Here is a 25,349-nt window from a genome sequence, read left to right as displayed (position 1 = left end):
TATAAGAAACAAAGTAGAAAGAGATTAAGAATAAGTATTCAAATAATCAATAAAATTGACAATGAATATCATTTTCACTTAATATAGAATCGTCGCATTTAATTAGACATGAATTTTTTGTTAATATAATAGATTTCTATTAAGTTGTCATATTTACGAACTATCATTAAATATTTTAAGAATTTAAACGTAGGAAAGGGTAATATAAAATGAACTGGAAAAAAGGCGGATTATGGGTTATTATTTTTTTCGTTGTAAAAGGCACGATTTCTACACTTTTAATCGTTACAGGTGCTAAATATTTTGATTTATCATTTATGCAACTTATCTTATTAATTCTGACCTTATTAGTGATTTCTCTAATAAGTCGTAAATTGCTCTATAGACATAAACAAAACAAAAAGCAAAAAGAGCTAAATATATAATGAAGCCCCAGAGACCATTGGATTTCTGGGGTTTTATTTTGATAGTGTTTTCGCATGTATATTAATTTAACAGAATAGGTTGTCCAAAATGATAAAATCGATGATGTTTAAAATGCGTCAGTTATTTTTACATAAGGATTGTAGAGAGCCTTTGAATCAATCTTTATTCTGAAGCGACAGATACGTATAAATTATGCTCTTTTTTCAATTGGTAGTTTAAATGTAAAAGTACTGCCTTCTCCTAATTTACTTTCAACCGTAATTTCTCCTCCATGTAGTTCGACAATCCATTTTACCATCGACAATCCTAAACCTGTGTTTCCGATGTTTGAAGATGTTCGTGCTGCGTCAACTCGATAGAAGCGGTCCCATATTTTAGTAATATGTTGCTCGCTGATGCCGATGCCATTATCGGAGACTTTACCTATTATGTTGGTTTCATCACGGAATAGTTGCATATTCACAGTTCCACTCGCTTTGCTATAAGCAATCGCATTCGTTAGTAAATTCATTAATAAACGCATCATCAATGTTTGATCGGCTTTAATAAATAGGTCTTCCTCTATATTAGTTGTTATTTCAATCGAATTTTCTTGAACCATTAATGAAAGTTCTTCTACAACGATTTCCGTTAATTCACTCATATTGATACATTCAAATTGGAAAGTATTATGATTTCCTTGGTCAGCTCTTGCTAATAATAAGAGTTGTGAGATTAGAGCGGACATTTTACGTGATTGCTTTAAAATTACTTCTAACGATTCTTCCATTTCTTTCGGGTTATTCCTCTGCGATAAAGCGTATTCGCATTGTGAAATAATAACAGATGTTGGCGTTCTTAATTCATGAGATGCGTCAGATGTAAATTGTTTTTCACTTTCAAATGATGTCTCCAATCGCACAAACATTTTGTCAAAGGTTTGTGCTAAATGATACATTTCGTCTTTCGGTGAACCTTGTAAATTAATTCTCTTCGAAAGGTCTTTACCATCACCAATTTTACTGGCGGAATCACTCATTTGTTGCACAGGTCGAAACGCCCTTTGCGTGATAAAATATCCTCCGAATGCCGCAATAAGAATAAGTAATGGGAATGAAATGATTGTTACCACGATAAGCGTATTCATCGTTGAGGATAATTGGTTCATAGTCATTATTCCACGAACCCAGACTTGCTCATCGCCGCCTGCATTATGGAGAAAATCATATACTATCCATTCTTTATTGCCGTCTTTAATGGTTTGTATTTCATCGGATTTAAGGGATATCTTTTTATTAAAGCTTGTTGGACTATGTCCTACCAACAGCTCACCTTGTTTACTATAAATGCTTATATTTACTCCATCTTCTAAGGTTTCAAAATCATCGTCAATCTTTAACTGCCCATGCTTATATTCGATATCTTCCATGCTTTCTTTTACTGTGCTCTTCAATTGATCTTTCATATTAAAAAGTAAAACTTTATCTGAAGAAGTTAAAATAAAAGCTAACACGAGTGCCATAATAATTACAATTAGCCCCGTATACCACAGGGTCACTCTCATTTTTATTGATAGTCTTTTCATGGTTCTACTCGCAATACGTAACCAGTTCCGCGCACTGTATGAATTAACTTCGTTTCAAACTGGCTATCAATTTTTTTACGAAGATAGCGGACGTAAACATCAATAATATTCGAGCCGCCTTCATAGTCGTAATTCCACACATGTTGCTCAATTTTATCTCGTGTCAGCACAACTTCTTTATTACGAATCATATATTCTAAAATAGCAAATTCTTTACTGGAAAGAGTGATAACTTGGTCTCCTCGTGTTACTTTATGCATATTGCAATCTACCACTAGATCAGCGATTTCAAACACATTCGATGTATTTCCTGTTTTTCTTCGCATTAACACTCGAATTCTTGCTAACAGTTCGTCAAAAGCAAACGGCTTTACTAAATAATCATCCGCACCTAAGTCGAGTCCTGTTACACGATCATCAATTGTATCTTTAGCTGTAAGAAGCAAGACAGGAGTTGTATTATTGTCCGCGCGTAATCTTTGTAATACTTGTAAACCATCTATTCCTGGAATCATAATGTCAAGTACAATCAAATCGTAGGTAGCCATGTTTATATAATCCAGGGCATCTTCTCCATTCCCACATGCATCGACACTATAATGTTCTGCATTTAATCGTTTCACCAATATATTTTGTAAGTCTTGTTCATCTTCGACGATAAGAACTCGCATTAACATTCTCCTTTTCTTCTTATTAGTATGTATCACTATAATTCAAAAACATTAAAGAAAGATTAGAAACTAGTTAATTATATCATTTTATCCTACATTAACGGGCAGTAAGACTACTCCCTCAAAATTCGGTGAATGCGAGGTAGGTAGGGATTAACTGCCTGTAAAAGCCTTCACTTTATTTTTTTGTACATTAATCTTCCTTTAATGTTTGTTCAGTAATATAAAGGCAAGGATAAGGTGCACATGTAAAGGGAGGAAAACAGAATGGGAAAATGGATGCTGATTGGAGCAATGTCCTGTTTATTCTTAACAGCTTGTTCTACTCAAGCTGATAACAATACAGAAGTACAACAACTGAAAGTGGAAAATGATAAATTACAAAAAGAAGTTGCTCAACTACAACAAGAACCAAACAAAACACAAGCTGTTACAAATGATAAGAAACAAATACAAGATTTCAAAAACGAAGTCTCATCTATTGTAGAAAAGGCAAATAACACGAAACCAGTTGGAGCAAAAGAAGAAAACCTAAATACGTACTTAGCAGTAAAAAAAGAAATTGACCAACTGGATGACAAGATAGATCTATCTGATAATCAGCTAGAAGCAGATTATCACGCTGGAACGATAACTGTTGAACAATATCAAACGCAAGAAAGAGAACACGATATACTGGAAGATCAATTAGAACAAGCAGAAAATGCACTTGAAGCAAGATTTGGAATAGAGGATTAATCATTAAGGAGTGGATGGAAATGTTAAAACATAAAAAGAAAATAATGATAAGTATAATTGCTATTTTAGTAAGTGGTATTGCTATTATTAGTGGATATTATGGCATGGGTTACAATTATGCAAAAAAGAATGAAAACTACACAGAGAAACAAGTTCGTGAAATTTCTTTAGCTCATACAAATGGAGAAATTATTAATGTGAAAAAAGAATTCGAATTAGAAGATGACAACTTAGCACAATCAAAATTTGAATATGAAGTGGAAATCAAGACACCTGATAATCTGTTAAATATTTTAAAAGTTAGTGCAAGGACAGGTACAATAGTAATTGATAATGAAGATTAAATAAATATCGCGTATTTGAAAAAACTCCGAACAAAATTTGTTTGGAGTTTTTTCATGTTTATACTTTACTATTTTGAAAGGGGAGTGCTACATCGCTATTAAACTAACAAAACAAAATAACACCTAATATGAAAAAATACGCTGTTCTTTCTGAAGAATCCTAGGAAAGGGTAACTTGATATATCACCGCTATAAAAGTATCGTTCCAATCCAAGTGTATATTTGTGACGAGTTGAATTCAAACTTGATACCTTAGATTCACAGATTGTTCTTTTCCTCAAATCGTGCAGATTTGATTACGTATAATTACATAAAAACTTGTCATCGTAACTTTGATATCTTGCTGTTACATTCCAAAATGCATACAACAGCGTGCCTTCAAGGTTATACTGATGCTGGAGGTGATTCAAAGTGACATAAAATCGGAAAATGAGCTTTTTAATAGTCAAGAGAGCTTTAAAGATCAAGTCTTCATTTTGAAACTAAAATCGCTTTTATATTAGGCTTCGAATTTTTATGTGGTACAGACATTAGTTGAAAGATAGGCTTTTCCTGTTCTTATTTATATCGTTAACTTGATAATTTATAAATATGAATTTAGTGGGGGGATATTATGAAAGATAGCAAACGTTTTAATTTTCACAAGCTTTGGCTAGGACAGTCTATAAGTTTGTTAGGTACCCAGCTTACAATGGTAGCTTTGCCTCTTTTTGCATTAGAGGTGCTACAAACAAGCGAGGCAGATGCTGCCATGCTTCGTGGGATTATATTTGTACCCTACCTAATTTTCGGGTTAGTAGCCGGTGCTTTGATAGACATCTTTCATAGGAAAAATGTTTTGCTAATTTGTAGTATATGTCAAGGAGTATTATTTTTATCAGTATTCATACTGACTGTAACAAATATTTTAACGTTCCCTTTATTAGTGTTTATCATGTTTTTAAATGGAATATTTACTACATTTTATAACATTGCTGTTCCTTCTTTCTTACCGGAAATAGTAACAGATAAAGACAAGTTAAAAAAAGGAAATGCTCAACTAGCACTTTCGGAGTCTCTTTCTGTAGTAATTGGTCCTATGCTAGCAGGAATCATCATTACTCTATTTGGATTAACAGGCTCTTTTACTATTGACGCAGTAACGTATTTTGTTTGTTTTGCATTTGTATTATTTATTTCCAAGTTTAAACCGCATACAGAGGGCTCTTTAAAAGACGTAAATATAAAATCCATATACCAAAACATATATGAAGGCTTGGTATATTTTAAAAAACACCCTGTATTAGAACCAATTGTAACCTGTGGCGCTGTTTACGGTTTTTTTAAATACATACTAAATAGTATTTTAGTAATATTCCTGTATAAGGTAATGGGTCTATCTGAACTTGAAATAGGGTTTGTTGTAGGCTCAGCAGCGGTGGGATTTTTAATAGGTAACACGATACTCATGAAAAAAAGTCAACAAATTAATAATACAAAAATGCTTATTTATAGCGCTACTGTATCAGTTACTGGTTTGGCCTTTATACCGATAATGGGATATATGGGAACCATTATCGGTATAGTAGCTGCAAGTATCATACATGGTATGGGAGAAGGTGTATTTGGCCCTTACGCTGCAACCATACGACAACTTGCCTCACCAAGTCACATGCTAGGCCGAGTAAATGCTGTACAACGTACGCTGAATTGGGGGGCTTGGGCATTAGGAAGTTTTGCTAGTGCATTTTTAGTTTCTATATTTGGGCTTCAAACTACGTTATTCATAGGGGGATTCGGAACAACATTGTGTTTAGTGGCGTTGTTAAGACGTGGCGTATCAAAAGGAAATGATATTGAATATACGAGTTCATTTTAGAGGAGATGATTGTGATGCATAAGGTATTAAAAGGAACTGACATAGAAAATAAACCCCACATTTTATTTATAGGGGGATGGACAAAGCCTATACAAGATGCATTAGACAGTGGCTATATTGTTTCGTACATAGGATCGTACGCTAAACACATATATTTTGATGGGACTATCTTAGAAAAATGTTTCTATAAAAAAGAATTAGACACGACAAATATACCCTTGTCTATATACTATGCTGAAGAATTATTCAAAGAGAAACCATTTGATGTGGTTGTATCTTTCAACGAAACAGCATTAGATACGGCTTGCATAATTGCAAAGATTTTTAATGTTAAAGGGCCTTCTTACAATGCTAATATGATAACCCGCAATAAAGACATGATGCGTGAAATGCTAGCAGGTAAAGACTTTTCGATAGATTCGACAGTTTGCAATAACATTAAAGATATTAATGAATTTTTGAACAAAAAAGATAGTATTATAATAAAGCCCCCGATTGGCGCAGGTGGTAAAGGTGTATCTAAGCTAGACACGGGAGATGACGTAGAGGTATTTTTTGAAGAAAATGGTATTCAACTACCTGTTTTAGTGGAAGAGTACATTGAAGGTGATGTAGTTTATACGGTCGAAGCCGTTTCTTATAACAAAAAACATTCTATACTAGCGATATCAGCTGAAGTATTTAAAGAAGGTACGTTTATAATAAACTATACTATTATGCCAGCACCTATAGATGAATCTCAAAAACAATTAATTATGGAAAAAGTAATGCTATTTTTGGACGACATGCAAATGGAAAACGGCATTACTCATACAGAAGTAAAGATAGACAAAAAAAATAAGCCGATAATTATAGAATCTCAAGTTAGAATAGGTGGTGGTAATATCTGGAATATGGTGGAACTAACAACCGGCATATCCCAATTTGGATACTATTATGATGCGTTAGCTACTGAGACTATAGATGAATTTAGATGTGTATCTTCAAAATGTCATGCTATGTCTTTAAGCTTGATTCCAAAACCAGGTTGCTTAAAAGAAATCAAGTATAAGGAGTTAAGTAACATATCCGAGGTCGTATTAATTGATCTATTACTAAAAGAGGGAGACATCATACCACCTATTGTAGATAGCACTCAACGCAAAGGATCTATATTATTTACGACTAGTGATATGAAACGTATGTACGAAGTTGTAGAGGAAATATGTAACAATATAACGTTTGTTTATCAGGATTTAACAGAATGGAAACCTTCTTTTAAAAAATATAAGTAAACAGAAATGTGGCAAATAAATGGTCTATATAAAAAAGAGAAATTTTAGAATTCCCTGATAGTGCTAAACCTAAGCAAAATAATGAACTATCCTATGGAAGAAAGTTGAGGGAGCTAATCGCATATGTTTTATTGAAAGGATGTGATTGAATTATGGAACGGCCAAATTGGGGAATTGGAGGATTAGTATTCGTTGGCTGTATGTTTCTTGGTGGAGGAGTGGGATCTATGTTAGGTAATGCCCAAACTGGATGGCTAATAGGAATGGGCATTGGATTTCTTGGGATGGCTTTAACGAGACTGTTCAGAAAATAATGTAACTGAGATTCTTCTTCTGGTAAATAAGGAAATATGTAAGTAATTCATGGCATAAGAGTTCTATAAATTATAGTTAGAATCTTCTCTTTTGTATTTGTCTTTTCAAAATTTCTCCATACATAGATACGATTCTCAAGTCGGAGGATAGCACCTTAGGGTGTCTTTTTTATGCTTTTTAAAAATGTCTTACCATATAATAGCTGAGTTTTGCTTTCAGTCTCCAATGCCCATTAAACATAAAATGAAAATTCTGCACCATTTAAACTCTGATAACAATTCATACGATCAAGAATAATTGAGCTAATAGCTCTCGGTAGATTGCCATCATTTTTTTATAGATTAGATTCATTACCGTTTCAGACCTATGTATTCATTCATAACCTAACAGTAAAAGGGGGGATGATTAAAGGTATGGCGTTTAATGATGAATTAATTTGTCAACAGTTTGCAAGAATTATCGGCGGGCAAGAAGGATTCGCCGGTGGGAAATGCGTGGCAACAATAAACAGGGATGAAATACGAGCAACAATCTTAGGAAAACGTTTTAGAGTAACAACTTCCTTTTCATTCGAATCACGAGACAATAAAACTGGACGGGCATTATGCCTAGGCCGAGTAGCACTCTTACAAAAAGAAGTCACTGAATTTGTGGCGACAATTATTAAACAAGGAATAATCGTTTCGTCTATACACAATGAGTGGTTATGTGATGATCCAAATTTGATTTACGTTAATATCGAAGACGTTGATGATCCACTAAATTTTGCAAGAAAAGTGAGAAGAGCGTTATGCACGTAATCAATTTCTTTAGTTAAACGAGTGATTATATTAAATTGAAAAGTTCAGCGTGTTGGATGGTTTTATAAAACGAAAGAAGGTGTTTCATATTTGGAATGCCTTTTCTTTATGTTTTCGTTGCTAATGTGGGTGGTTAACTGATTATATGCTGTTTATCTTGTAACAGCAAGAACTGGACGAGGTATCTTTAAAGGTGTTTGACTATTTGTAGATACCATATTTTATCAAATGTTATTAGCATATCATAAAATGATAAGGGAGAAATCGCCAGAGAAATACGTCAAATTAGTCATTCCTTCTATAATCTAAGGGGGGCGATTTTGTTTTCGAAAAATAATAGGTAAATCATTTGACAATTAAAATAATCTACTTTATTATATGTGCCATAGCATATATATGGTGAAACAAATACATTCATTGTGAATGATTGACTGGTATGCTATATCCTTTTATATCTTAATTTATAGAGGTGATATATGAACTTACATGATTTAATAGGCTATCTTGTTCATCGTACTGATGTGAAAATGACCAATTATTTTACGAAGAAATTAAAGCCGTATGGAGTTACGCCAGAGCAGTGGGGGATCATTAGTGTTCTTTGTAGCCAAAGGAGCACTACTCAAAAAGAGTTGGCGGAAGCTATTGATAAAGATCAAACTACTGTTGTTAGAATGATACAGTCAATGGAGAGAAAAGGGATTGTAAAGAAGGCTTTGAATGACCAAGATAGGCGTTCACATAACCTTTTTTTAACTGAAAAAGGTGACGAATTAAAGAAAACAATCTTGCCTGTAGTGAAAGACGCTCACCATTTTGTTACGAGTAATTTGAGCGAGGAAGAAATTAAAGTATTACAATCGTTATTAAACAAATTGTATGATACACACTATTAATATTTGTTCCTTATTGATGCTATGCTATTCATAAGGAACAAACTTTGTTTTAGGTATTATATGTGCTATAGCATATAATTTTTGTTTGTTTGGACGAATGGAAAGATAACTTTATTTTGTATCATATCTGATTCAGGTTCACTTTTTTGCCTAGTACCAGTCAAATTTTTGTATTATATATGCTATAGCATATAATTTTCGGCCCTTTAATATTGAAAAGGGTAATGTAAATTGAAGCGACTTCCATACGGGTAATCTCAGGAAATAGGGTAAAGGTAGTGACTACTACCTGAACAATACTGAGTTTTTATCAAATAATAAGAAAGGTGTGATTACTATTTTAATTTTCATCAATATTGTAAAAGTAGTGTTGTTTCTGTTCTTTTTAATGACAGGAACGAAAATTATATCGGGGAAAATGGCAGATGAATTCAAACGATTTGGTTTACCTTCGTTTTTTAATTTCTTAACTGGAGCTTTTGAGATTGTAGGAGCGATTGGAATGTTGATAGGAATTTGGATTCCAACAATAGCTTTATTAGCAGGATTGTTATTAGGCGGTACGATGCTTGCAGCCGCATTAACTCTAATTGTATTAGCGAGAGATCCCTTTAAGAAAGCAATACCTGCACTTGTTTTGTTTGTCCTTAGTTTAGGGGTAAGTTTGTATCATATTTTTTAAACATAACTGAAAACTATTAAACTTTCACTTTATGCGTTCAAGTTACTATCGTTTTGTGATTATGTTACAAATAGGGGGATTCTCCAATTAGTGCTTGAATAATAATAGCAATACGAATTTAGACATTACGATCATTCGGATCATAATCAGTAAAAGAATGGCAAGAATTTTATATTAAAAATAGGAGTGAGTGAAAATGGCATATTTATTACAAGTTGATTTTCCGTTTGAAGGTCCTTTTGGTGAAGAAATGGAAAAAGGATTTTGGGATTTAGCAAATAGTATTAACGAAGAAGAAGGATTCCACTGGAAAATATGGACTGAGAATGAAGAAACAAAAGAAGCTGGAGGCATTTATGTATTTGAAGAAAAACAAGATGCTGAAAAATACGCGGAAATGCACAAGAACAGACTTGAAGCAGCTGGTGTTAAAGATATTAGAGTAAGAATTTTTAACATCAATGAAATTTTAACTAAATTGAATCGTGGTTATATTAAATAATTCCGACAGTCGGAGCAAGTGTAAAAAGGAGGGGGATAATCCCCTTCTTTTTTTAATTCTTAAATTGATGGTGAGGGGACTCGCATAAAAAATAATCAATTATAAAAGTAATTTTGAACGTAAGGAATTTGTAAGGAAGAGGTAAGAAAAAAGAGATTTTCCTTGTGTAAGATGAAAATGTAAAGAAGAGTGAGAGGAGAAAAATACTATATATTTCTATAAAAAACAAATCAATTAATAAGACTTGTTTGGAGGAAAAGAGACATTACAGATTCAATGTCGTCCTTTTGCAGTGGGGTAAGAAGAAAGCTGTGTGATTAGTTCCAAACAGCAAATAACCATTTATACAATATGAATAGGGGAGAGGAATATTTTGATGAAAAAGCATCGCCAAATTACATGTACAGGTTTAGCCCTTTTAATAACTGGAGGTTCCCTGTTTTATACAACTCCAACCTCAAGTGTAAAAGCGGAGTCCATTCAAAATGTATCTAGTTCGTTACAAACAAGCACCCAAAGAGATCATAATTCCGTCAAAGAGGCAATGCGGGATACATTGAAACTAGGATATCCAGGGATACTTGCTAAAACTTCTGAGAGTGGAAAAACATGGAGTTATGCGGCTGGTGTAGCTGATCTGAGTACTAAGAAACCAATGAAAAGAGATTTTCGTTTTCGAATTGGCAGCGTGACAAAGACGTTCACTGCAACAGTTATACTTCAATTAGCAGGAGAAAACCGCTTAAATCTAGACGATTCTATTGAAAAATGGATACCTGGTGTCATTCAAGGAAATGGATATGATGATAAACAGATTACTATCCGCCAATTATTGAACCACACAAGTGGTATCGCTAATTACACAAGGTCAAAGGATTTTAATATGATGGATACAAAAAAATCTTATACTGCTGAAGGATTAGTAAAGATGGGAATATCCATGCCTCCAGATTTTGCTCCAGGAAAGAGCTGGTCGTATTCAAATACAGGATATGTATTACTAGGAATTCTTATTGAAAAAGTAACTGGGAACAGCTATGCGGAAGAGATTGAAAATCGAATTATTGAACCACTTGAATTAGCGAATACATTCTTACCTGGAAATTCAAGCGTCATTCCAGGAACCAAGCATGCCCGTGGATATATCCAATTAGACGGAGCAAGTGAGCCGAAAGATGTTACTTATTATAACCCAAGTATGGGGAGCTCAGCCGGAGATATGATTTCTACAGCTGATGATTTAAACAAATTCTTTTCTTATTTACTTGGGGGCAAATTATTGAAAGAACAGCAACTAAAGCAAATGCTTACAACAGTCCCTACAGGAGTAGATGAGCTTGGTGATTCCGGGCTTGGAATTTTCAAAATGAAGCTTTCAAACGGTGTATCGATATGGTGGCATGGAGGAACCATTCCTGGCTTTTTAACTTTTGCTGGAGGCACACTTGGAGGCAAGCATACATTGGCAGTCAATTTGAACAGCCTTAAAGCTGATACTCCTGATCCTTTTAAAAATATTTTACTTGCTGAATTTAGCAAGTAGTCTAAAAGTAAAAACGGGTAAAATTTATCATAGTTTCATAGTTACACAAATGAATGATGAAAACGATCAATTATTTAAGGAGGTAATTTCGTGATGAAAAATAAGCTAGCTGGTGTGTTAGCCACTGCATTAGCGGTAACTATGATTCTACCAACAGGAGCGAAAGCATTTTCTGAAAGTAAGACTACTGTTGTAACTGGTGAAGAAGTAGTTAGTCAGGAACTGAAGAAGATTGCAGCAGAGAAGGCGGAGCTACTTACGAAGTCCCATGGGGCAGCTAGCGTGCAGTATGCACTAATTGATAATGGAAAACTTATTTTGTCGGGTCAGGCTGGCAATAACGATATGGAAGGGGAAAAGCCGCTAACCAAAGATACTTTATACGGGATTGGTTCAGTTAGTAAAATGTATGCAACAGCGGCTGTAATGAAATTGGTCGATGAAGGAAAAGTCGATTTGGATGCTCCTGTTGTCCGCTATGTTCCTGATTTTAAGATGAAAGACGGTCGATACAAACGTATTACACCGCGTATGTTATTGAATCACTCCTCTGGATTGCAAGGTTCTACGTTAGGTAATGCATTTTTATTTAACGATAATGATACCTATGCCCATGATACCTTGTTACAGCAATTGTCAAATCAAAACTTGAAGGCGGACCCTGGTGCTTTCTCAGTATACTGTAACGATGGTTTTACGCTGGCCGAAATTTTGGTGGAAAGAGTTAGTGGTATGAGCTTTACTGAATTTCTACATCAAAACTTTACAGGGCCTTTAAAAATGAATCATACGAAAACGCCACAGGACAAATGGAGGGATGAAAATCGGGCTGGACTATATTACTCGGCGTACCAAGGGCAACTTCCAATTGAATCGGTGAATGTTATTGGTACGGGAGGCATATCTTCCACGGCAGAAGATATGGTGCGATTCTCACAACTATTTATGGGACAGGGAAAAGGAATCCTCTCTGATAAGGTAGTTAAGGCAATGGAGCAAGAGGAATATAAAAAAGGAATGTGGCCGGGGGCTGGCGAGAATATTTTTAACTATGGTCTTGGCTGGGATAGTGTGAAACTATACCCATTCAGTGAATATGGGATCAAAGCTTTGGCTAAGGGCGGCGATACGGCATTGCAACATGCTATATTAGTCGTGCTTCCGGAACAGAAAATAGCAGCGGCTGTATTGACATCTGGTGGACGGAGCTCTACAAATCAGCTAATGGCAACTGAATTGCTGCTCGCTACGCTTAAAGAAAAAGGTACTATTAAGGAAATCAAGCCGAACAAATCCTTTGGTAAGCCGGTCAAAGTCAAAATGCCTCAAGGCGTAGCAAAGAAAGCTGGATTTTATGGCAATAGCGAAACTCATTTTAAAATTGAAATTACGAATAACGGAGAACTGTTCTTACCATCTAATCCAGAAGAAAAATATGTATATACTACTGATGGAAGCTTTATTAATGAGAAGGGGACTTCCAAGCTCAACTTCGTAACCGAGAAAAATGGAAGAACTTATTTGAAGGAGAGCGCATATAAATCGCATCCAGGTTTAGAGCAAAGTGTGATGACCCACTATTTAGCTGAGAAACTAGAAGACAACGTGCTATCGAAGAAAACCGCTGCTGCATGGGCAAAGAGGGAAGGTGTCAAGTTCTATCTTGTAAACGAGAAATTTAGTTCTATTCAATATCTCGTTCAACCGAAACTTCTTAGTACACAAATTACTCGCAAGGAAGGCCCAGCAGGTTATTGGGGGGGCAGAAAAATTACAGGTCCGAATACCGCAACGCATCAGCTCCAAATTCCTGTAATGAATGGTCGTGATACAACGGAAACACACTTCTATACAGAAGGTGGAAATGAATATATGAAGATGGCTGGGTTGTTATACGTAAGTGAATCAAATGTAAAACCAATTGATATAGGCCAATCATCCCAAGTTACGCTGGGAGCAAATGGACATGCGAAATGGTTTACAATTCCGCAAGCGGCAGCAGAGAAAAGAATGACCGTGACGTTGCCACCAAAGGGTTCGTTTGCGGTGTATGATGAGAAGGGAGTTTGTGTCAACTTTAGCATCGTGAGTGGCAATAACAAGGCGAAACTGCCGAAGAACGGAACAATCGTATTCGCTGGGGCACCGAAATCGGTATTTGCAATCTCGGTGAACTAGCTACAATTTAAGATGATCTAAACAAAACCAGTACGGCACAGAAAAGATGTATTACTGGTTTTGTTTGTATTTATGCATTATCAATGAAAAAACTTGAATAATATCACTCTCAAGCACTATAAAAACATCAAAACTAGAAAATTAGTATCTCTAGAAGATGTACAGTTTTTTTTGAGTTGAATAATTTTAACAGCGTAGAGAGATTAAATTTCTACTCTTTTTGGGGTACGACCTCATACCCATCAAGCTAACCAAGTAAATTACTAGATACGAAATGACCTTTGTTTCAAAACTAGCAAGTGATAAAAAATTAGGCATGCTAAAGAAGCCTATTAAAACGTAATTTTTTCGCTAGGCAGCTTGTCTTTGCTTCACCGTCGTTTTATACACAATCCCTAGAATATCAAAGACCGTCATCTTCTTATACCTATGACATTTACGACCGTTTTTTTGAGCAGCTGATAAAGGGGATGCAGAATTTTTAAAAGTTTTTCTGTGCCAACGGCTATCGCTTGAAACAGTAAAGGAAAGTAATCTTTAATCATATAAATCGCTTTGTATTCACTCAGCTCCTGTTTTTTCTTTTCAAGTAGAAACTGTCGCATTTGAAATATCGTAGAAGAACAGAGGAGAATGCCGATGAGCTGTCCATATAAATGGCACTCTAGGCGTTCTCTTTTTATATTGTTACATTCATCAATTCCAAAGAATGACTTCCACGTTTTAAACAAAATTTCAATTTGCCAACGAAGTGAATATAATGAATGCACGTAGTTCGTCGGTACTTCTTCTAGCGACGTGTTCGTGATATATACATTCATGCCCATTAAACGTTTACTTTTATCCTTCATGATAATGCCTTTCTTCTTTTCACGTATAGCCTGGTTTTTCAGACGTGTTTGCGTTTGATCATCGGTTAAACGATGGATAATAACACGTGCTGGAAGTTTCTGATTTTGGCCAATGTATGCCTCGGGGATTTCTATCGTTTCACCAGGGATTAGATCAGACATCATTTGTGTCATATCAAGCTGGATGTATTCTGTTTGCTTTTTTAATGTACCATTGTTGAAGTATTCTGGTTCAGGGTTCTTGATATAAATGCGTGTATTCAACATATAGATACAAAGTTAGCGTGAATTTCTTTAGTTGGTCACTTAGCCATAAACTAGGTATAGAAATTCCAAAATACCTGTAATTGCTATTCGTCTAATTAAACTACCCTATTTCTTCTGTAAGCTACCTCTGCTAAAAAATGATCCCTCCCTCATAAACAGAAAATACTTTTTATGAGGAGTATTTATTCAATTTAAGTTTATAAAAATTGAATGAAGGCGATGCAAGTACTCATTTATTTAGAATAAGAGTAAAGATGATGCTTTATTTGTTCAATAAAATATTGATGGTGTATATTATCGTTAGATACTCGACTTGCCATAATAGCTCCCTCCATTGAAGATGCAAGAAAAGAAGCGAGCGATATAATGTCTATATCTTCTTTAAGTTCTTGTTTCTCTATTCCTTCCTTTATGAGAGAGGCCATTAACATTACTGTATCATCATAACCTTTTGCTGCTGCTTTTTGTAATTCTGGAAATACTCCAGTACTTTCAATTGCGCTATTAAGTAATGGACAGCCTCCAGCAATTGGAGGATTATTAGCTGCATCTTGATATATAAGGAAAATTGCAAGGATTTTATCGATTGCTGTCTTTTTATTTTCCATTTCTTTATGAAAATGCCCCCACATAATCTCACCACTTTTGTCGTAGGCAGCAAGCACAATTTCTTCTTTATTTTTGAATCTACGATAAATAGCTCCTTTAGATAGTTCAGTAGCTGTCATTATATCCTGAATGGATGTGTAAGTTATCCCATTAGTATTAAATAAATATAAAGATGTTTCAATGATCTTTTCTTTTACCTTATCGACTTTAGTCATGCTTTGTGGTCCTCCTAATAAAAAGAACTTAATATTTAGGGTGATTTTCACTATAATTTTTTTGAATTTTTATTGTAAGTATAAAAAAGTTTGAAGCAAAATTATCATATCAATCCCTATCTTATAGGAACCTAAAACAATACAGTTTGAGATTCATTAAATTATATATTCTTTACCATATGAAAGAATTTTCTGTCAATAATAATTGACCAGTTGGTTAATTCAGTCATGTTATACAACTAATTTCACCTAAAATCATAGAAAAAGTAAAAATATATAGTTAATTTTAATGTATAGACATTTAACTATTATATATAATTTTTATTAATATGTTTATCTAAAGTGAGCGAGCTACTCACACCTTCATTTCATTCTATAAAAGAGTAATCAGTAATCAGTAATCATTAATGATTACTGGAATTTGATTGTAAATAAGCAACTGAGATATAATTACATTTAGTTTTTACTATGTTAATAATTTGTAGAAAGGGTTTAAAAAACTAGAAACTTATAGTATCATTAGAATCCGAACCGAACCGTTCGGTTCGAGGAATTATTTATATATATATTAAAATGGAGGATATTTAATGAAAAAATTATTTGAAAAGTCACCAGCCGGTGTAATACTTAGCTTTTTTGCAGTAATTATGGTACTTACAATCGTAGTAGATTCAGTTTTCTCGATTATATTTACTGATGATAATGTAGCGCAATTAGTAGCGCGTTTTGTTCTAATTGTAATTATGTTGCTAGTTAATGTGACAGTATTCAAACTGAAATTTGGAAATATGATGAATCGAATTGGATTAGGCCTTCTGTTATTACTTCCAGGATTAAGTTATGTTGTACTAAATTTAATAGGTGTTGAATTTGATAATTTAATGAAAGCAAGTATGCAAGCTTATCTAATAGCGGTAGTATCTACAATTGCTGCTGTTTCATATGAAGAGATTCTATTACGTGGGCTTCTATTAAATGGATTGTTAAAAGCTTGGAGCCAGAAAAAGAACGGTATTTTGTTAGCTGTTATATGGTCAAGTGTGCTCTTCTCATTAGTGCATGCTATAAACTTACTTTCTGGCGCACCTTTAGATGCAACTTTATTACAGCTTATTTATACAACAGCAATGGGCTTCCTCTTCGCGGCTGTGTATTTAAGAACAAACAATCTATTAATACCAATTATCGGTCACTTCGTGATAAATTTCAGTGGTGTATTACAAGATATGGGCATCGATCCAGAGAAAGTTACGGGTCATGTTAGCGCAGGAGATGATGTTAGAAAGGCTCTTATTGCTATTGCGGTGGCATCAGGCATCGTTTTTGTATTTGCGATGATTTATTTACGCAAGAAGAAACTTGCTGAAGTTAATGATTTAAACTTAAATATAAAGTAAGATTAGAACCTTTAGTTAATCATAAAGATATTAAAAGTAATTTATACATATAAAACTGAATTTTATATTATAGAAAATAAATAAGACAAGAAAACTGAGAAAATATTATATAAGCAAAAAAGAATCCATTTTGATTAAAATGGATTCTTTTTTAAATAGAGGTAAAGCCCATCGCTATCAAGCTAAGAAAGGTAAATACCCTCAGAACGAAATTTTGTTTTAACTTGTAGCAAAAAAGCTCATTTTTTCGTTTTGGGGTAATTCTGAATTCTTAAGTTGATGGGCATGTGGTACGACCTCAATTAAGAAGGTTTCTTCAATTAATAGAAATGTATGTACATACACATTATATTTTTATTCCATAAATTTTAAAATTTTGTTCACGATAGTTTGAAATTGTAAAAAAAGAAAATATGTGGCACGACATGACTTTGTTTTTATACAGCTTTGTAATTAAACTATAATATTGTATTTTTTCTTCATTATTGAAATTAGTAATAATAAAATGTATTATTGAAAAGCACAATTTATAATTCAAGTAATCAAGCATATGTACCCATAATAATTTGAACATTCAGAAATTATAATATTGTCTAAAAACGAGGTGAGATTCATAGAAACAGTACATATTAAGTGGTATGGCATGTATAGTATAAATGACTTTTATAATAGGGAAGAAGCTTCTAAGAAGGGGATATTTGCAATCTCTAGAGTATATGCTAAGAATGTAACATTGCTCTATATAGGACAAACTAAAAGAAGCTTTATACAAAAGATAAGAGAACTTAATAAAGAGTGGGCTTTTGATGAGAGCGAATTAAAGATTACATTAGGAATAATAGAATTTCCTAGTGGTGAACTTTACTCTGAAAAGAAGGTAAAAGAGATAAAATCTCTTTTGATTTTACGACATACCCCATTAGAAAACGAAACATCTTTATTATACTATAGAGGGAAATTTAATTTTAAAATTATTAATAAGGGAAGAAGAGGTTTAATTGTTAAAAAGCTTTCTACAGGAGATCTAATGTGGACGTAATTGGAATCACCTTTGAATAAAATTGAAGGTTTCTTAAGTGCAGAAGCTTATCAATTTTTAATGTATTAAACTATTTTGAATAACATATGTCAGATACTTGAAAAAACACAAATTTTATTATGATATGAAATCCTGTATGGAAAGTGTAGTTTATTTCTATTGTTTAATAAAAATATTAAGAATTTTAGGGATAATACATAAAGAGTAGAGGAGAAAGTAAACACGGAGGTTTGAAGAATGGGACAAGTAAGCAGATTTCAAGAAAAACAACAGAATCGTCGTCAAAAGGCAATTTTTAATATTGCATTTACTTTGGTATTAGTGACAGTTGGTATAGTGACATACCAATTGTTTACCCCTTCTAATACATCAACGAAAGCAATTGCTCAAGAAAAGAAAGTAACAAAGATAGAAGAGAAGAAAACTGAAGATAAAGAAACAGCAAAGATAGAAGAGAAGAAAACTGAAGATAAAGAAACAGCAAAGATAGAAGAGAAGAAAACTGAAGATAAAGAAACAGCAAAGATAGAAGAGAAGAAAACTGAAGATAAAGAAGCAACAAAGTTAGAAGAGAAGAAAACTAAAGATAAAGAAACAGCAAAGATAGAAGAAAAGAAAAGCGAAGATAAAGAAGCAGCACAGTTAGAAGGGAAACAAAAAGTAGAAAAATCGGTAAAAACGAACGGAACTGAAAATAAAGAGGAAGAAAAAACGGTATCTCAAGAAAAGGATCCTCAAACTAATCCTTCATGGAAGCCAATTGGTACAGAGCAAGGAGCAAAACCTGATATGAAATTTAAAGAAGGAACAGTAGATTGGAGTGAGATGAAAAAAGCAATCTCTTATGCTGTTGATGTTCCAGAGAGCCAATTGATTTTCGATTTTATTGGAAATAATGGTAATAATAAAGCCTACGGTAATGTACGAGATAAACAAAGTAATAAAAAATATAAGGTTAATATTGATTGGGTAGAGAATCAAGGGTGGAAACCAGTATCTGTACAAGTGGTAAAATAAATAATAGAAATGTAATTATGTGCTTAAAAGTTTACTCTTGTAAAAACTCATAAAAGAGTTTGTTTCAATCAGGACTCTTTTGTTATGTTGACAGCATTGATTACTCAGACTCAATTGTGAGATCCTGATGCAGACAAAGTTTGAAGTTTATTAAAATCTACCTAATTTAGTGCTTCGAAAGGTTCAAAATTGCATTTTTAAAGCATTAAATAATTAATGGTACCTTTTGAAATATTTTTGGTCTCATTTTATTAGAAACAATTCCGTCTATATAACTAAAAAATGTATTATGATATCTATTGAACATATGAATAGGATAACAATTACCTGCTGTTAGCAAGTTGCAGTTTATCTAATAAAAAGATCACTTGTTTCTAAGACAAGTGATCTTTTTATATACATTTCCTTTACTATTTTTAAAATTGAATAGATATTTCAATCTGTGTAATTACAATAGACTTGGTTAAAATTAAAACTGCAACAAGGATAATACCGTCCATATTTGTAGTAAGAAATATATATATAATATCTTAATGCAAGGTTGGCCTATGTTCTATGAAGATACTAAAGAATTATAGGAAACATTGAGAAACGGGAATTATTTTTATTACAATATTTATGCATCTTTAGGCCTAAATAGCTGGGTATTAGCTAAGAAACTTGAGATATTAGACTCCTATTAAGTTAAAAATGACCTTAAGTGTACTTCCCATAAAGAAAATTGTGTAAATAAGCTGTCCATATGGGCAGCTTATTGTATTTTTTGGCTTAGCTTGTTTTTTTCGAAGTGCTGGCGGTTCCTCTACAAGTATTCTTGCATTTAAATTATTTTTAATATATTATATTTATATGGTTATATAGAGATTGATGTATACAAAAAGGACTCAAATCTATTAATAAGATTTAAGTCCTTTTCAAAGATAAAAAGATTGTACCGAAATGGAATACAACTTATACTTTTCTTTTTAATATGTATCTAGTAAAAAGACATTTTTTATCAATAAAATTGTATTTTCAATATAAATGGAAGTTCATTTATATTCAATGATAGGAAATAGTGGGTCTAGAACATAGAGGAACAAAGAACCATACAGAGAAATTTGAAGAACCTGAAAGCTATTGTATGTAGTTTGTTCATCTCAAGTACAATAAAAGAGTCTTACCTCTGTAGGCAAGACTCCACTAGTATCGTTGTATAATATTTACATATCAACTAAAAAACAAAAACCATATAACACCAAGTAGCAGAATCCTAATATTCCTCCTACAGCTAATACTTGTTTAAACCAACTTTTAAATTTTATATTACTGTAAATATCTTGAACTTTTTCCATATTTCCTCCTATTAAGGAGAACCCTTAAAGACTCTCACTTCGTTATGGTACCATTAAAGAATGGCTAATAGAGGTCAAATATTGTCAAAACGTATAAATATGCAATATTGCATACAGAAATGTATTGTTACAAATGTAAGCGTTTACTATAATGAAGGTATAAAGTTTAATCACATCCCAGTATTAACAAAAGAGGAGGAAATAATATGGAAATCGCAATGGCAGTTTTAAAATTTATAGGTGGAGCAATCCCATTAGTTCAAGAGCTTCTAAAAGCATTTATGTAAATTCACTATTTAGCAATTATTTATAAAAATTATCATTCGTATGAGTAAAGCCCCTTTAACAATATTAGGGGGCTTTTTAAATTTCTAAATATTTAAGGTTACGTCACTTTTAGCTAGCAGAATTAATAGAGCTATTGAATTTTATAAGAAACAAGAAGCAGTTTCCTCACCACCTAAGATTATTTTCTCTGGTGGACAAGGATCAGATGAAAATATTTCTGAAGCGAAAGCTATGCAGGAGTATGCTGTGAATAATAGGATTCCTCTAGAGAATACAATAAAAGAGGACCGTTCTACTACAACATACCAAAATATGCTTTTTTCAAAGAGAATTATGGAATCATTAAAAGGAACACAGTATAACTGCATTTTTTCTACAAACAACTTCCATGTGTTTCGCGCCGGATTATACGCTAAAATAGTAGGATTAAATAGCCAAGGAATTGGCTCAAAAACAGCCTTCTATTATTGGCCAAATGCGATGATTCGAGAGTATATCGCAATCTTCGTTATGAATCGTGTACGTCACAGTATTGTAATAGCAATTATTATGGGATTCTCTATCATAGCAACCGGAGTAAATTATTTATTTTTTTAAGGGTGTTGTATAACTTATATTTTGGGAGTTATCTTAGGTAAGGAGTCACCTTAGGGTGACTCCTCTTTTTTGTGTTTATATGGGTTGGTTTATTTAAATGTTAGACTACAATGCAAGTGATTGTTATGATGTTGATTAAAAAGGCAGCTGTTGTAGTCGTCTTTTTATTATCTTACAAAAGTGTAATCTTCATGTCATGTTCTTGAATTTCTTCTCAAATAAAAAGGGGTTATGATAACAGCATGATAAAAAACACATGAGGTGAATGACGTGAAAAGATATATTACACTTTTTAGTATTCTAGTTGTATTTGCTACAATGTTAGTTGGTTGCGATGTGAATCGTATGGGAAAAGATGAATACTATGTTCAAATTACAACTGATGCGAAAATAAAGTCAGGGGTATCTAAAGAAGGAAATAAATACACAGAGTATAATTATGAATTACAAGGATTTGACGAAAATGGTAATGAAAAAACAGTGAAATTTAATGGATTTAAAGAGCTTCGTAAAGAAGCATTCTTACGCGTATTCCACTCCGAAAAAAAGGTGTAACTGCTTGGGAAGAGGTGAAGAAAGACGAGCTTCCTGGGAAGGTGAAAGAAAAATTAGACGTGAAATAAATGATTTATAATGGCGAACCCACATATTCGAAGGGTTCGCTGTTTTTTTGTGGGGTAATTTTGCCCAAATCCCCGAAAATGGAGAATAAGCTAAATTAAGTAGGTATACCACCATATCGCCATAAAGACGTTATTCTTACGGTAGAATTATAGGAAAGGATGACGTTTTTTTATGTCTAATTCTGTATCTGACGACTTACAATTATTTGCACAGGAGATTAAGAGTCTTTTATCACCAAATACCTTACAGAATCTAGCTAGAGATGTTGGATTTGGGGTACTGCCACATCGCCATCAACCTAAGATTTTGAATTATCCCCAAAACGAAAATTTCATTCTTTCATAGTTGTCCATAGAAGTTCAGTTCGTTTTTTCGTTTATGGGAAGAATGTATTTTTTAACTTGATAGCACTGTGACGATTCCCCTAAGAGACCTAAAAAAACTATGTAAAGAAGGTTTTCCAAAAGATTAGGCATAGCGCTACTCTTTTTGGAAAACCCTAATCGATAAATTCGTGTTATTATTCTTGATATTGCTGTTGAACCGCCTCTGGTAGTTCCTCAAAGATTATTCTTTTAAAAATGTTAATAATACTTCATTAAATTCTTTTGTAGGAGTTGCGTTTAATCCATGAGGACAACTTGTATTAGAGCAAGTTTACTATCAGGAATGGAATCATATGTGCGTTTCCACTTAACTCAAAAGGTACAGTTGCATCAGAGTCACCGTGAATTATAAGATTTAATATAAATATAAAATTTACCAATATATATAAACCAGTATTATAGTTTGATACTAATTTATTTGATTCTTTTATTTATGTGCTTGTTAATTTAGCATAGATGATAAAAAATAAGGTTAATTGTCCTATTATCACAATATTCGGCACTACTATAATTAAATTAATAACAAAAAAGACTGCTAAAATTCCTAAAAACAAGCACAAATGATAAATGTTCAAGCGGTGTTGTTCAAACCTGTATTGATGAAAAACAATTGTAGTTGACAGGAAATAGAGCAATACAGAACCAAAAACAAAATATAAGATAAAAGAATAATAGACCTCATGTAAAAATAATAATCTAATGGATGCTGCAACCATACTCAAAGACATTAAAATAAATAGATGACCGTAAATAATAATTTGACCAGAAGTTTGTCTAGACTTGTCGAGTTTCTTCTCCATGTTATCGAAATATTGCCACCACATCGAAATAATGAGGATAAATGAAATGATCGCAAAGCTTATTGAATCCCAATTTCCTTGTTTAGGTTGAATGACCACAAGAGTGCTTACAAGAGCTTCCCCAAAGAGAATAATGGAAAATAGACCAAATCTCTCTAACAAGTGGGCTGTATTTGTAGGAACCTTTTCTAAACACTTCCTTCCAAGCAGTGGGACAATAATATCGATAAGAATCCCAAAATATAACACAGCATATCGAATCCAAGAATCAAAAAAGACGGATAATAACGAAATAACGATTCCAATCCAAAAATATCTTCCTAAAAAGAGTGCTGCTTTTTTTCGAGCCCCCTCTTCTATACGCTGGACAACAAGATATTGAATTGCAGTCACGACCCTTAAGCCAATATAGCCAATTAAAAAAGAAAGATAATAAGGATCAAAATCAGCTGATAAGCTTGATGTCATTATTAGGACAAAAAACATTTGCAGGATCAAAAAAATTCTTTGATGAAATAAATCTTTTCCAAACCGGTTAACAAAGATGGTTTGCCCTACCCAAGCCCACCAGATCGGAATAAAAATTAAGACAAATTTTACTAAATACTCTGCATGGATTTGACCATCTTCAACATGAAGTAAAACATGAGTCGCAGCCGTCACTGCCGCCACAAATAACAAATCATAAAAGAGTTCTAACCACGTCACTTTCTTTTCTTCCATTTCTGCACTCCCTCCTTATAGTTAATAGTATGCTAAAAAGATATAGTAATTGGAAGAGAAAATAATATAGACATAAACCATTTTTCCTCATTATTGTATTCAACATAATCCCCTGGAACGTCAGTGTTACATTTTATATAGTTGGCTACTTTTAAAATTTCAATATTAAAATACAATACTTTTAGACCGTTTAGTTTTTCTCCTTTGTTATCCGCTACGATTCTATCTCCACCATATAGGGGACACCCTATATTCCCATCAACTTAAGAAATTTTAATACCTTTAAGTACAAAAAAACGTTATCATTTCTAAACAGGATAGATTAGAAATGATAACGTATGGATGATACTAGCTTATATTAGTCTTTCTGGTGCTGTGATGGTATATCATACTAATTAATAAAATGAAAGAATGTAGCAATAATAATTCTAGAATTTTTTATCATAAAGATGTAGCAACTATAGAACGCTTAGTAACAGCTATGAACAAGAAGAACGGAAAGCTAGAACAGGCTATAAATCGAGCAATGTCAAGTGTTGAAGAAAATGAGATAGCAACTGTTGCTACAGATAGTGTAACGGATACAGAACACGAACTTCATCACATGAGGGTCATCCGAAATCGGTACTTGAGTTAATCGTCAGCTGAGATCTTTGGAATTGAACCGACGGGTAACTTTAACAAAATAAGGAGTACAATTAAACAGCCTAAAATATGCAAGTTTTTATGCGAAACTGCTTGCGTATTTTGGCTATTTTTGCATTCGTAAAAGTGCTATAAGTAAACAGCATTTTTAAATTGCCAAATACCCCCATGAGATCAATGGGACTTATATTCCACTTCTTTATCAGAATTATATTAAGAAGTGGAAATAGTATAAGTACCCAAAAAACGATAATAAAAACTGTATTCATCAGTTTCTACTCCTTATGTGAATCATAAAGTTATTATCCCGTTTATTGTGGGCTGACTAAAGTTTCACTTTATCTCTCCGTCTCAAAAAACTCAATCCACTCTCCATCAGGGCCAGCGAAGAATATGTAACGTGTTCCATCTGGTAATGTTTCGATTTCTTCTCCTAGTAAAAAGGTTACGCCGTGTTTTTGTATTCTTTCAATTTCATCCTCTAATGAATCTACCTTAAAGCAAATGTGATGTACTTTTCCTTCTGCCGGAAGAGAAGAGTTATAACCTTCAATGAGTTCGAGTATCGTTTCCTTCGATTCTTCCACACCTAAAAAAGCGAGTTTTAAGTCTGGGTTCGGGTGCCCCATACGTTTAAGGAGCTGTAAGCCGACTACTTCTTCATAAAATGAGATAGATGCTTCTAAGTTTGCAACCATAAGTCCAACGTGTTCTATTCTTCTAACTGGCATGTAGATTCCTTCTTTCTGAAAATTATATACAATAT

Annotated in this window: 21 protein-coding genes and 6 pseudogenes; 19 read left to right on the top strand and 8 right to left on the bottom strand. The window is 33.3% G+C overall.

Annotation, left to right across the window (positions count from 1 at the left end):
- Positions 1-209: 209 nt before the first annotated feature.
- A complete protein-coding gene (locus M1D73_RS16165) occupies positions 210-425 on the top strand; it encodes a hypothetical protein (RefSeq protein WP_001104104.1) in 216 nt (71 codons plus the stop codon).
- A 191-nt stretch (positions 426-616) separates the two neighbouring features.
- Here the strand turns inward: M1D73_RS16165 and M1D73_RS16160 are convergent, their stop codons facing one another.
- Positions 617-1,990, bottom strand: a complete 1,374-nt coding sequence (locus tag M1D73_RS16160) for a sensor histidine kinase (protein WP_086395831.1) — start codon at positions 1,988-1,990, stop codon at positions 617-619.
- Positions 1,987-2,661 carry a response regulator transcription factor gene (locus M1D73_RS16155; RefSeq protein WP_001264525.1) on the bottom strand — a complete coding sequence of 225 codons (675 nt, stop codon included), beginning with the start codon at positions 2,659-2,661 and terminating at the stop codon, positions 1,987-1,989. Before M1D73_RS16155 ends, M1D73_RS16160 begins: the two co-directional genes overlap by 4 nt.
- Before the next feature lie 267 nt (positions 2,662-2,928).
- Between M1D73_RS16155 and M1D73_RS16150 the strand changes: the two genes are divergently transcribed.
- The 11 genes from M1D73_RS16150 to M1D73_RS16100 all read left to right on the top strand — a co-directional run bounded on the left by M1D73_RS16150 (position 2,929) and on the right by M1D73_RS16100 (position 13,791).
- Positions 2,929-3,399 carry a hypothetical protein gene (locus tag M1D73_RS16150; RefSeq protein ID WP_121868446.1) on the top strand — a complete coding sequence of 157 codons (471 nt, stop codon included), beginning with the start codon at positions 2,929-2,931 and terminating at the stop codon, positions 3,397-3,399.
- 20 nt (positions 3,400-3,419) lie between these two features.
- Positions 3,420-3,743 carry a PepSY domain-containing protein gene (locus M1D73_RS16145; RefSeq protein WP_025686869.1) on the top strand — a complete coding sequence of 108 codons (324 nt, stop codon included), beginning with the start codon at positions 3,420-3,422 and terminating at the stop codon, positions 3,741-3,743.
- Between the two features lie 613 nt (positions 3,744-4,356).
- Positions 4,357-5,601: an MFS transporter gene (locus M1D73_RS16140; RefSeq protein WP_121868445.1), complete on the top strand. Its 1,245-nt coding sequence runs from the start codon at positions 4,357-4,359 to the stop codon at positions 5,599-5,601.
- A gap of 14 nt (positions 5,602-5,615) precedes the next feature.
- Entirely contained in the window at positions 5,616-6,875 is a 1,260-nt protein-coding gene (locus tag M1D73_RS16135) for an ATP-grasp domain-containing protein (protein WP_000549725.1), read from the top strand.
- 152 nt (positions 6,876-7,027) lie between these two features.
- The gene (locus tag M1D73_RS16130) at positions 7,028-7,189 is read left to right on the top strand and encodes a hypothetical protein (protein ID WP_000441009.1); all 162 of its coding nucleotides are present in this window, start codon (positions 7,028-7,030) and stop codon (positions 7,187-7,189) included.
- Positions 7,190-7,591: 402 nt separating this feature from the next.
- Positions 7,592-7,990, top strand: coding sequence for a DUF1259 domain-containing protein (locus M1D73_RS16125; protein WP_000589730.1), 399 nt, complete (start codon positions 7,592-7,594; stop codon positions 7,988-7,990).
- Between the two features lie 476 nt (positions 7,991-8,466).
- Positions 8,467-8,886, top strand: coding sequence for a MarR family winged helix-turn-helix transcriptional regulator (locus M1D73_RS16120; RefSeq protein WP_001048563.1), 420 nt, complete (start codon positions 8,467-8,469; stop codon positions 8,884-8,886).
- A gap of 331 nt (positions 8,887-9,217) precedes the next feature.
- Positions 9,218-9,568 carry a DoxX family protein gene (locus tag M1D73_RS16115; RefSeq protein ID WP_121868465.1) on the top strand — a complete coding sequence of 117 codons (351 nt, stop codon included), beginning with the start codon at positions 9,218-9,220 and terminating at the stop codon, positions 9,566-9,568.
- A gap of 196 nt (positions 9,569-9,764) precedes the next feature.
- Complete coding sequence (locus tag M1D73_RS16110) at positions 9,765-10,070, top strand: monooxygenase (protein ID WP_121868443.1); 306 nt, start codon at positions 9,765-9,767, stop codon at positions 10,068-10,070.
- Between the two features lie 376 nt (positions 10,071-10,446).
- A complete protein-coding gene (locus M1D73_RS16105; protein ID WP_059304306.1) occupies positions 10,447-11,613 on the top strand; it encodes a serine hydrolase domain-containing protein in 1,167 nt (388 codons plus the stop codon).
- A gap of 93 nt (positions 11,614-11,706) precedes the next feature.
- Complete coding sequence (locus M1D73_RS16100; RefSeq protein WP_121868442.1) at positions 11,707-13,791, top strand: serine hydrolase domain-containing protein; 2,085 nt, start codon at positions 11,707-11,709, stop codon at positions 13,789-13,791.
- A 351-nt stretch (positions 13,792-14,142) separates the two neighbouring features.
- On the opposite strand, the pseudogene M1D73_RS16095 reads toward M1D73_RS16100, so the two are convergent.
- Both M1D73_RS16095 and M1D73_RS16090 read right to left on the bottom strand, forming a co-directional pair.
- A pseudogene (locus tag M1D73_RS16095) lies at positions 14,143-14,906 on the bottom strand (transposase); the annotation flags it as partial.
- A 236-nt stretch (positions 14,907-15,142) separates the two neighbouring features.
- Positions 15,143-15,733, bottom strand: a complete 591-nt coding sequence (locus M1D73_RS16090) for a TetR/AcrR family transcriptional regulator (protein ID WP_000169655.1) — start codon at positions 15,731-15,733, stop codon at positions 15,143-15,145.
- 587 nt (positions 15,734-16,320) lie between these two features.
- Here M1D73_RS16090 and M1D73_RS16085 point away from each other — a divergent pair.
- The 3 genes from M1D73_RS16085 (at position 16,321) to M1D73_RS16075 (ending at position 19,186) form a co-directional block, all read left to right on the top strand.
- On the top strand, positions 16,321-17,130 hold the full coding sequence (locus M1D73_RS16085) for a CPBP family intramembrane glutamic endopeptidase (RefSeq protein WP_053564025.1): 810 nt from the start codon (positions 16,321-16,323) through the stop codon (positions 17,128-17,130).
- A gap of 604 nt (positions 17,131-17,734) precedes the next feature.
- Positions 17,735-18,169, top strand: coding sequence for a hypothetical protein (locus tag M1D73_RS16080; RefSeq protein ID WP_002164503.1), 435 nt, complete (start codon positions 17,735-17,737; stop codon positions 18,167-18,169).
- A 237-nt stretch (positions 18,170-18,406) separates the two neighbouring features.
- A complete protein-coding gene (locus M1D73_RS16075; protein WP_060851934.1) occupies positions 18,407-19,186 on the top strand; it encodes a YrrS family protein in 780 nt (259 codons plus the stop codon).
- A gap of 1,202 nt (positions 19,187-20,388) precedes the next feature.
- On the opposite strand, the gene M1D73_RS16070 is transcribed toward M1D73_RS16075, so the two are convergent.
- Positions 20,389-20,520: a hypothetical protein gene (locus M1D73_RS16070; RefSeq protein ID WP_000416932.1), complete on the bottom strand. Its 132-nt coding sequence runs from the start codon at positions 20,518-20,520 to the stop codon at positions 20,389-20,391.
- A 99-nt stretch (positions 20,521-20,619) separates the two neighbouring features.
- Between M1D73_RS16070 and M1D73_RS16065 the strand changes: the two are divergent.
- The 3 pseudogenes from M1D73_RS16065 (at position 20,620) to M1D73_RS16055 (ending at position 22,028) form a co-directional block, all read left to right on the top strand.
- Positions 20,620-20,807, top strand: a pseudogene (locus tag M1D73_RS16065) (hypothetical protein).
- Positions 20,808-20,901: 94 nt separating this feature from the next.
- Positions 20,902-21,405 (top strand): annotated as a pseudogene (locus tag M1D73_RS16060) (YdcF family protein); the annotation flags it as partial.
- Between the two features lie 270 nt (positions 21,406-21,675).
- Positions 21,676-22,028, top strand: a pseudogene (locus M1D73_RS16055) (YxeA family protein).
- Positions 22,029-22,596: 568 nt separating this feature from the next.
- Here the strand turns inward: M1D73_RS16055 and M1D73_RS16050 are convergent.
- Both M1D73_RS16050 and M1D73_RS16045 read right to left on the bottom strand, forming a co-directional pair.
- Positions 22,597-22,777: pseudogene (locus M1D73_RS16050) on the bottom strand (alpha/beta fold hydrolase); the annotation flags it as partial.
- 69 nt (positions 22,778-22,846) lie between these two features.
- Entirely contained in the window at positions 22,847-23,938 is a 1,092-nt protein-coding gene (locus M1D73_RS16045; RefSeq protein WP_000391548.1) for a low temperature requirement protein A, read from the bottom strand.
- 409 nt (positions 23,939-24,347) lie between these two features.
- Between M1D73_RS16045 and M1D73_RS16040 the strand changes: the two are divergent.
- A pseudogene (locus M1D73_RS16040) lies at positions 24,348-24,530 on the top strand (hypothetical protein); the annotation flags it as partial.
- Positions 24,531-24,921: 391 nt separating this feature from the next.
- Here the strand turns inward: M1D73_RS16040 and M1D73_RS16035 are convergent.
- Positions 24,922-25,314 (bottom strand): VOC family protein, encoded by a 393-nt coding sequence (locus tag M1D73_RS16035; protein WP_001145268.1) that lies wholly within the window; start codon positions 25,312-25,314, stop codon positions 24,922-24,924.
- Positions 25,315-25,349 lie beyond the last annotated feature (35 nt).

This window comes from Bacillus sp. PK3-067, assembly GCF_056738645.1.
This window is presented reverse-complemented; position numbering and strand designations above follow the sequence as displayed.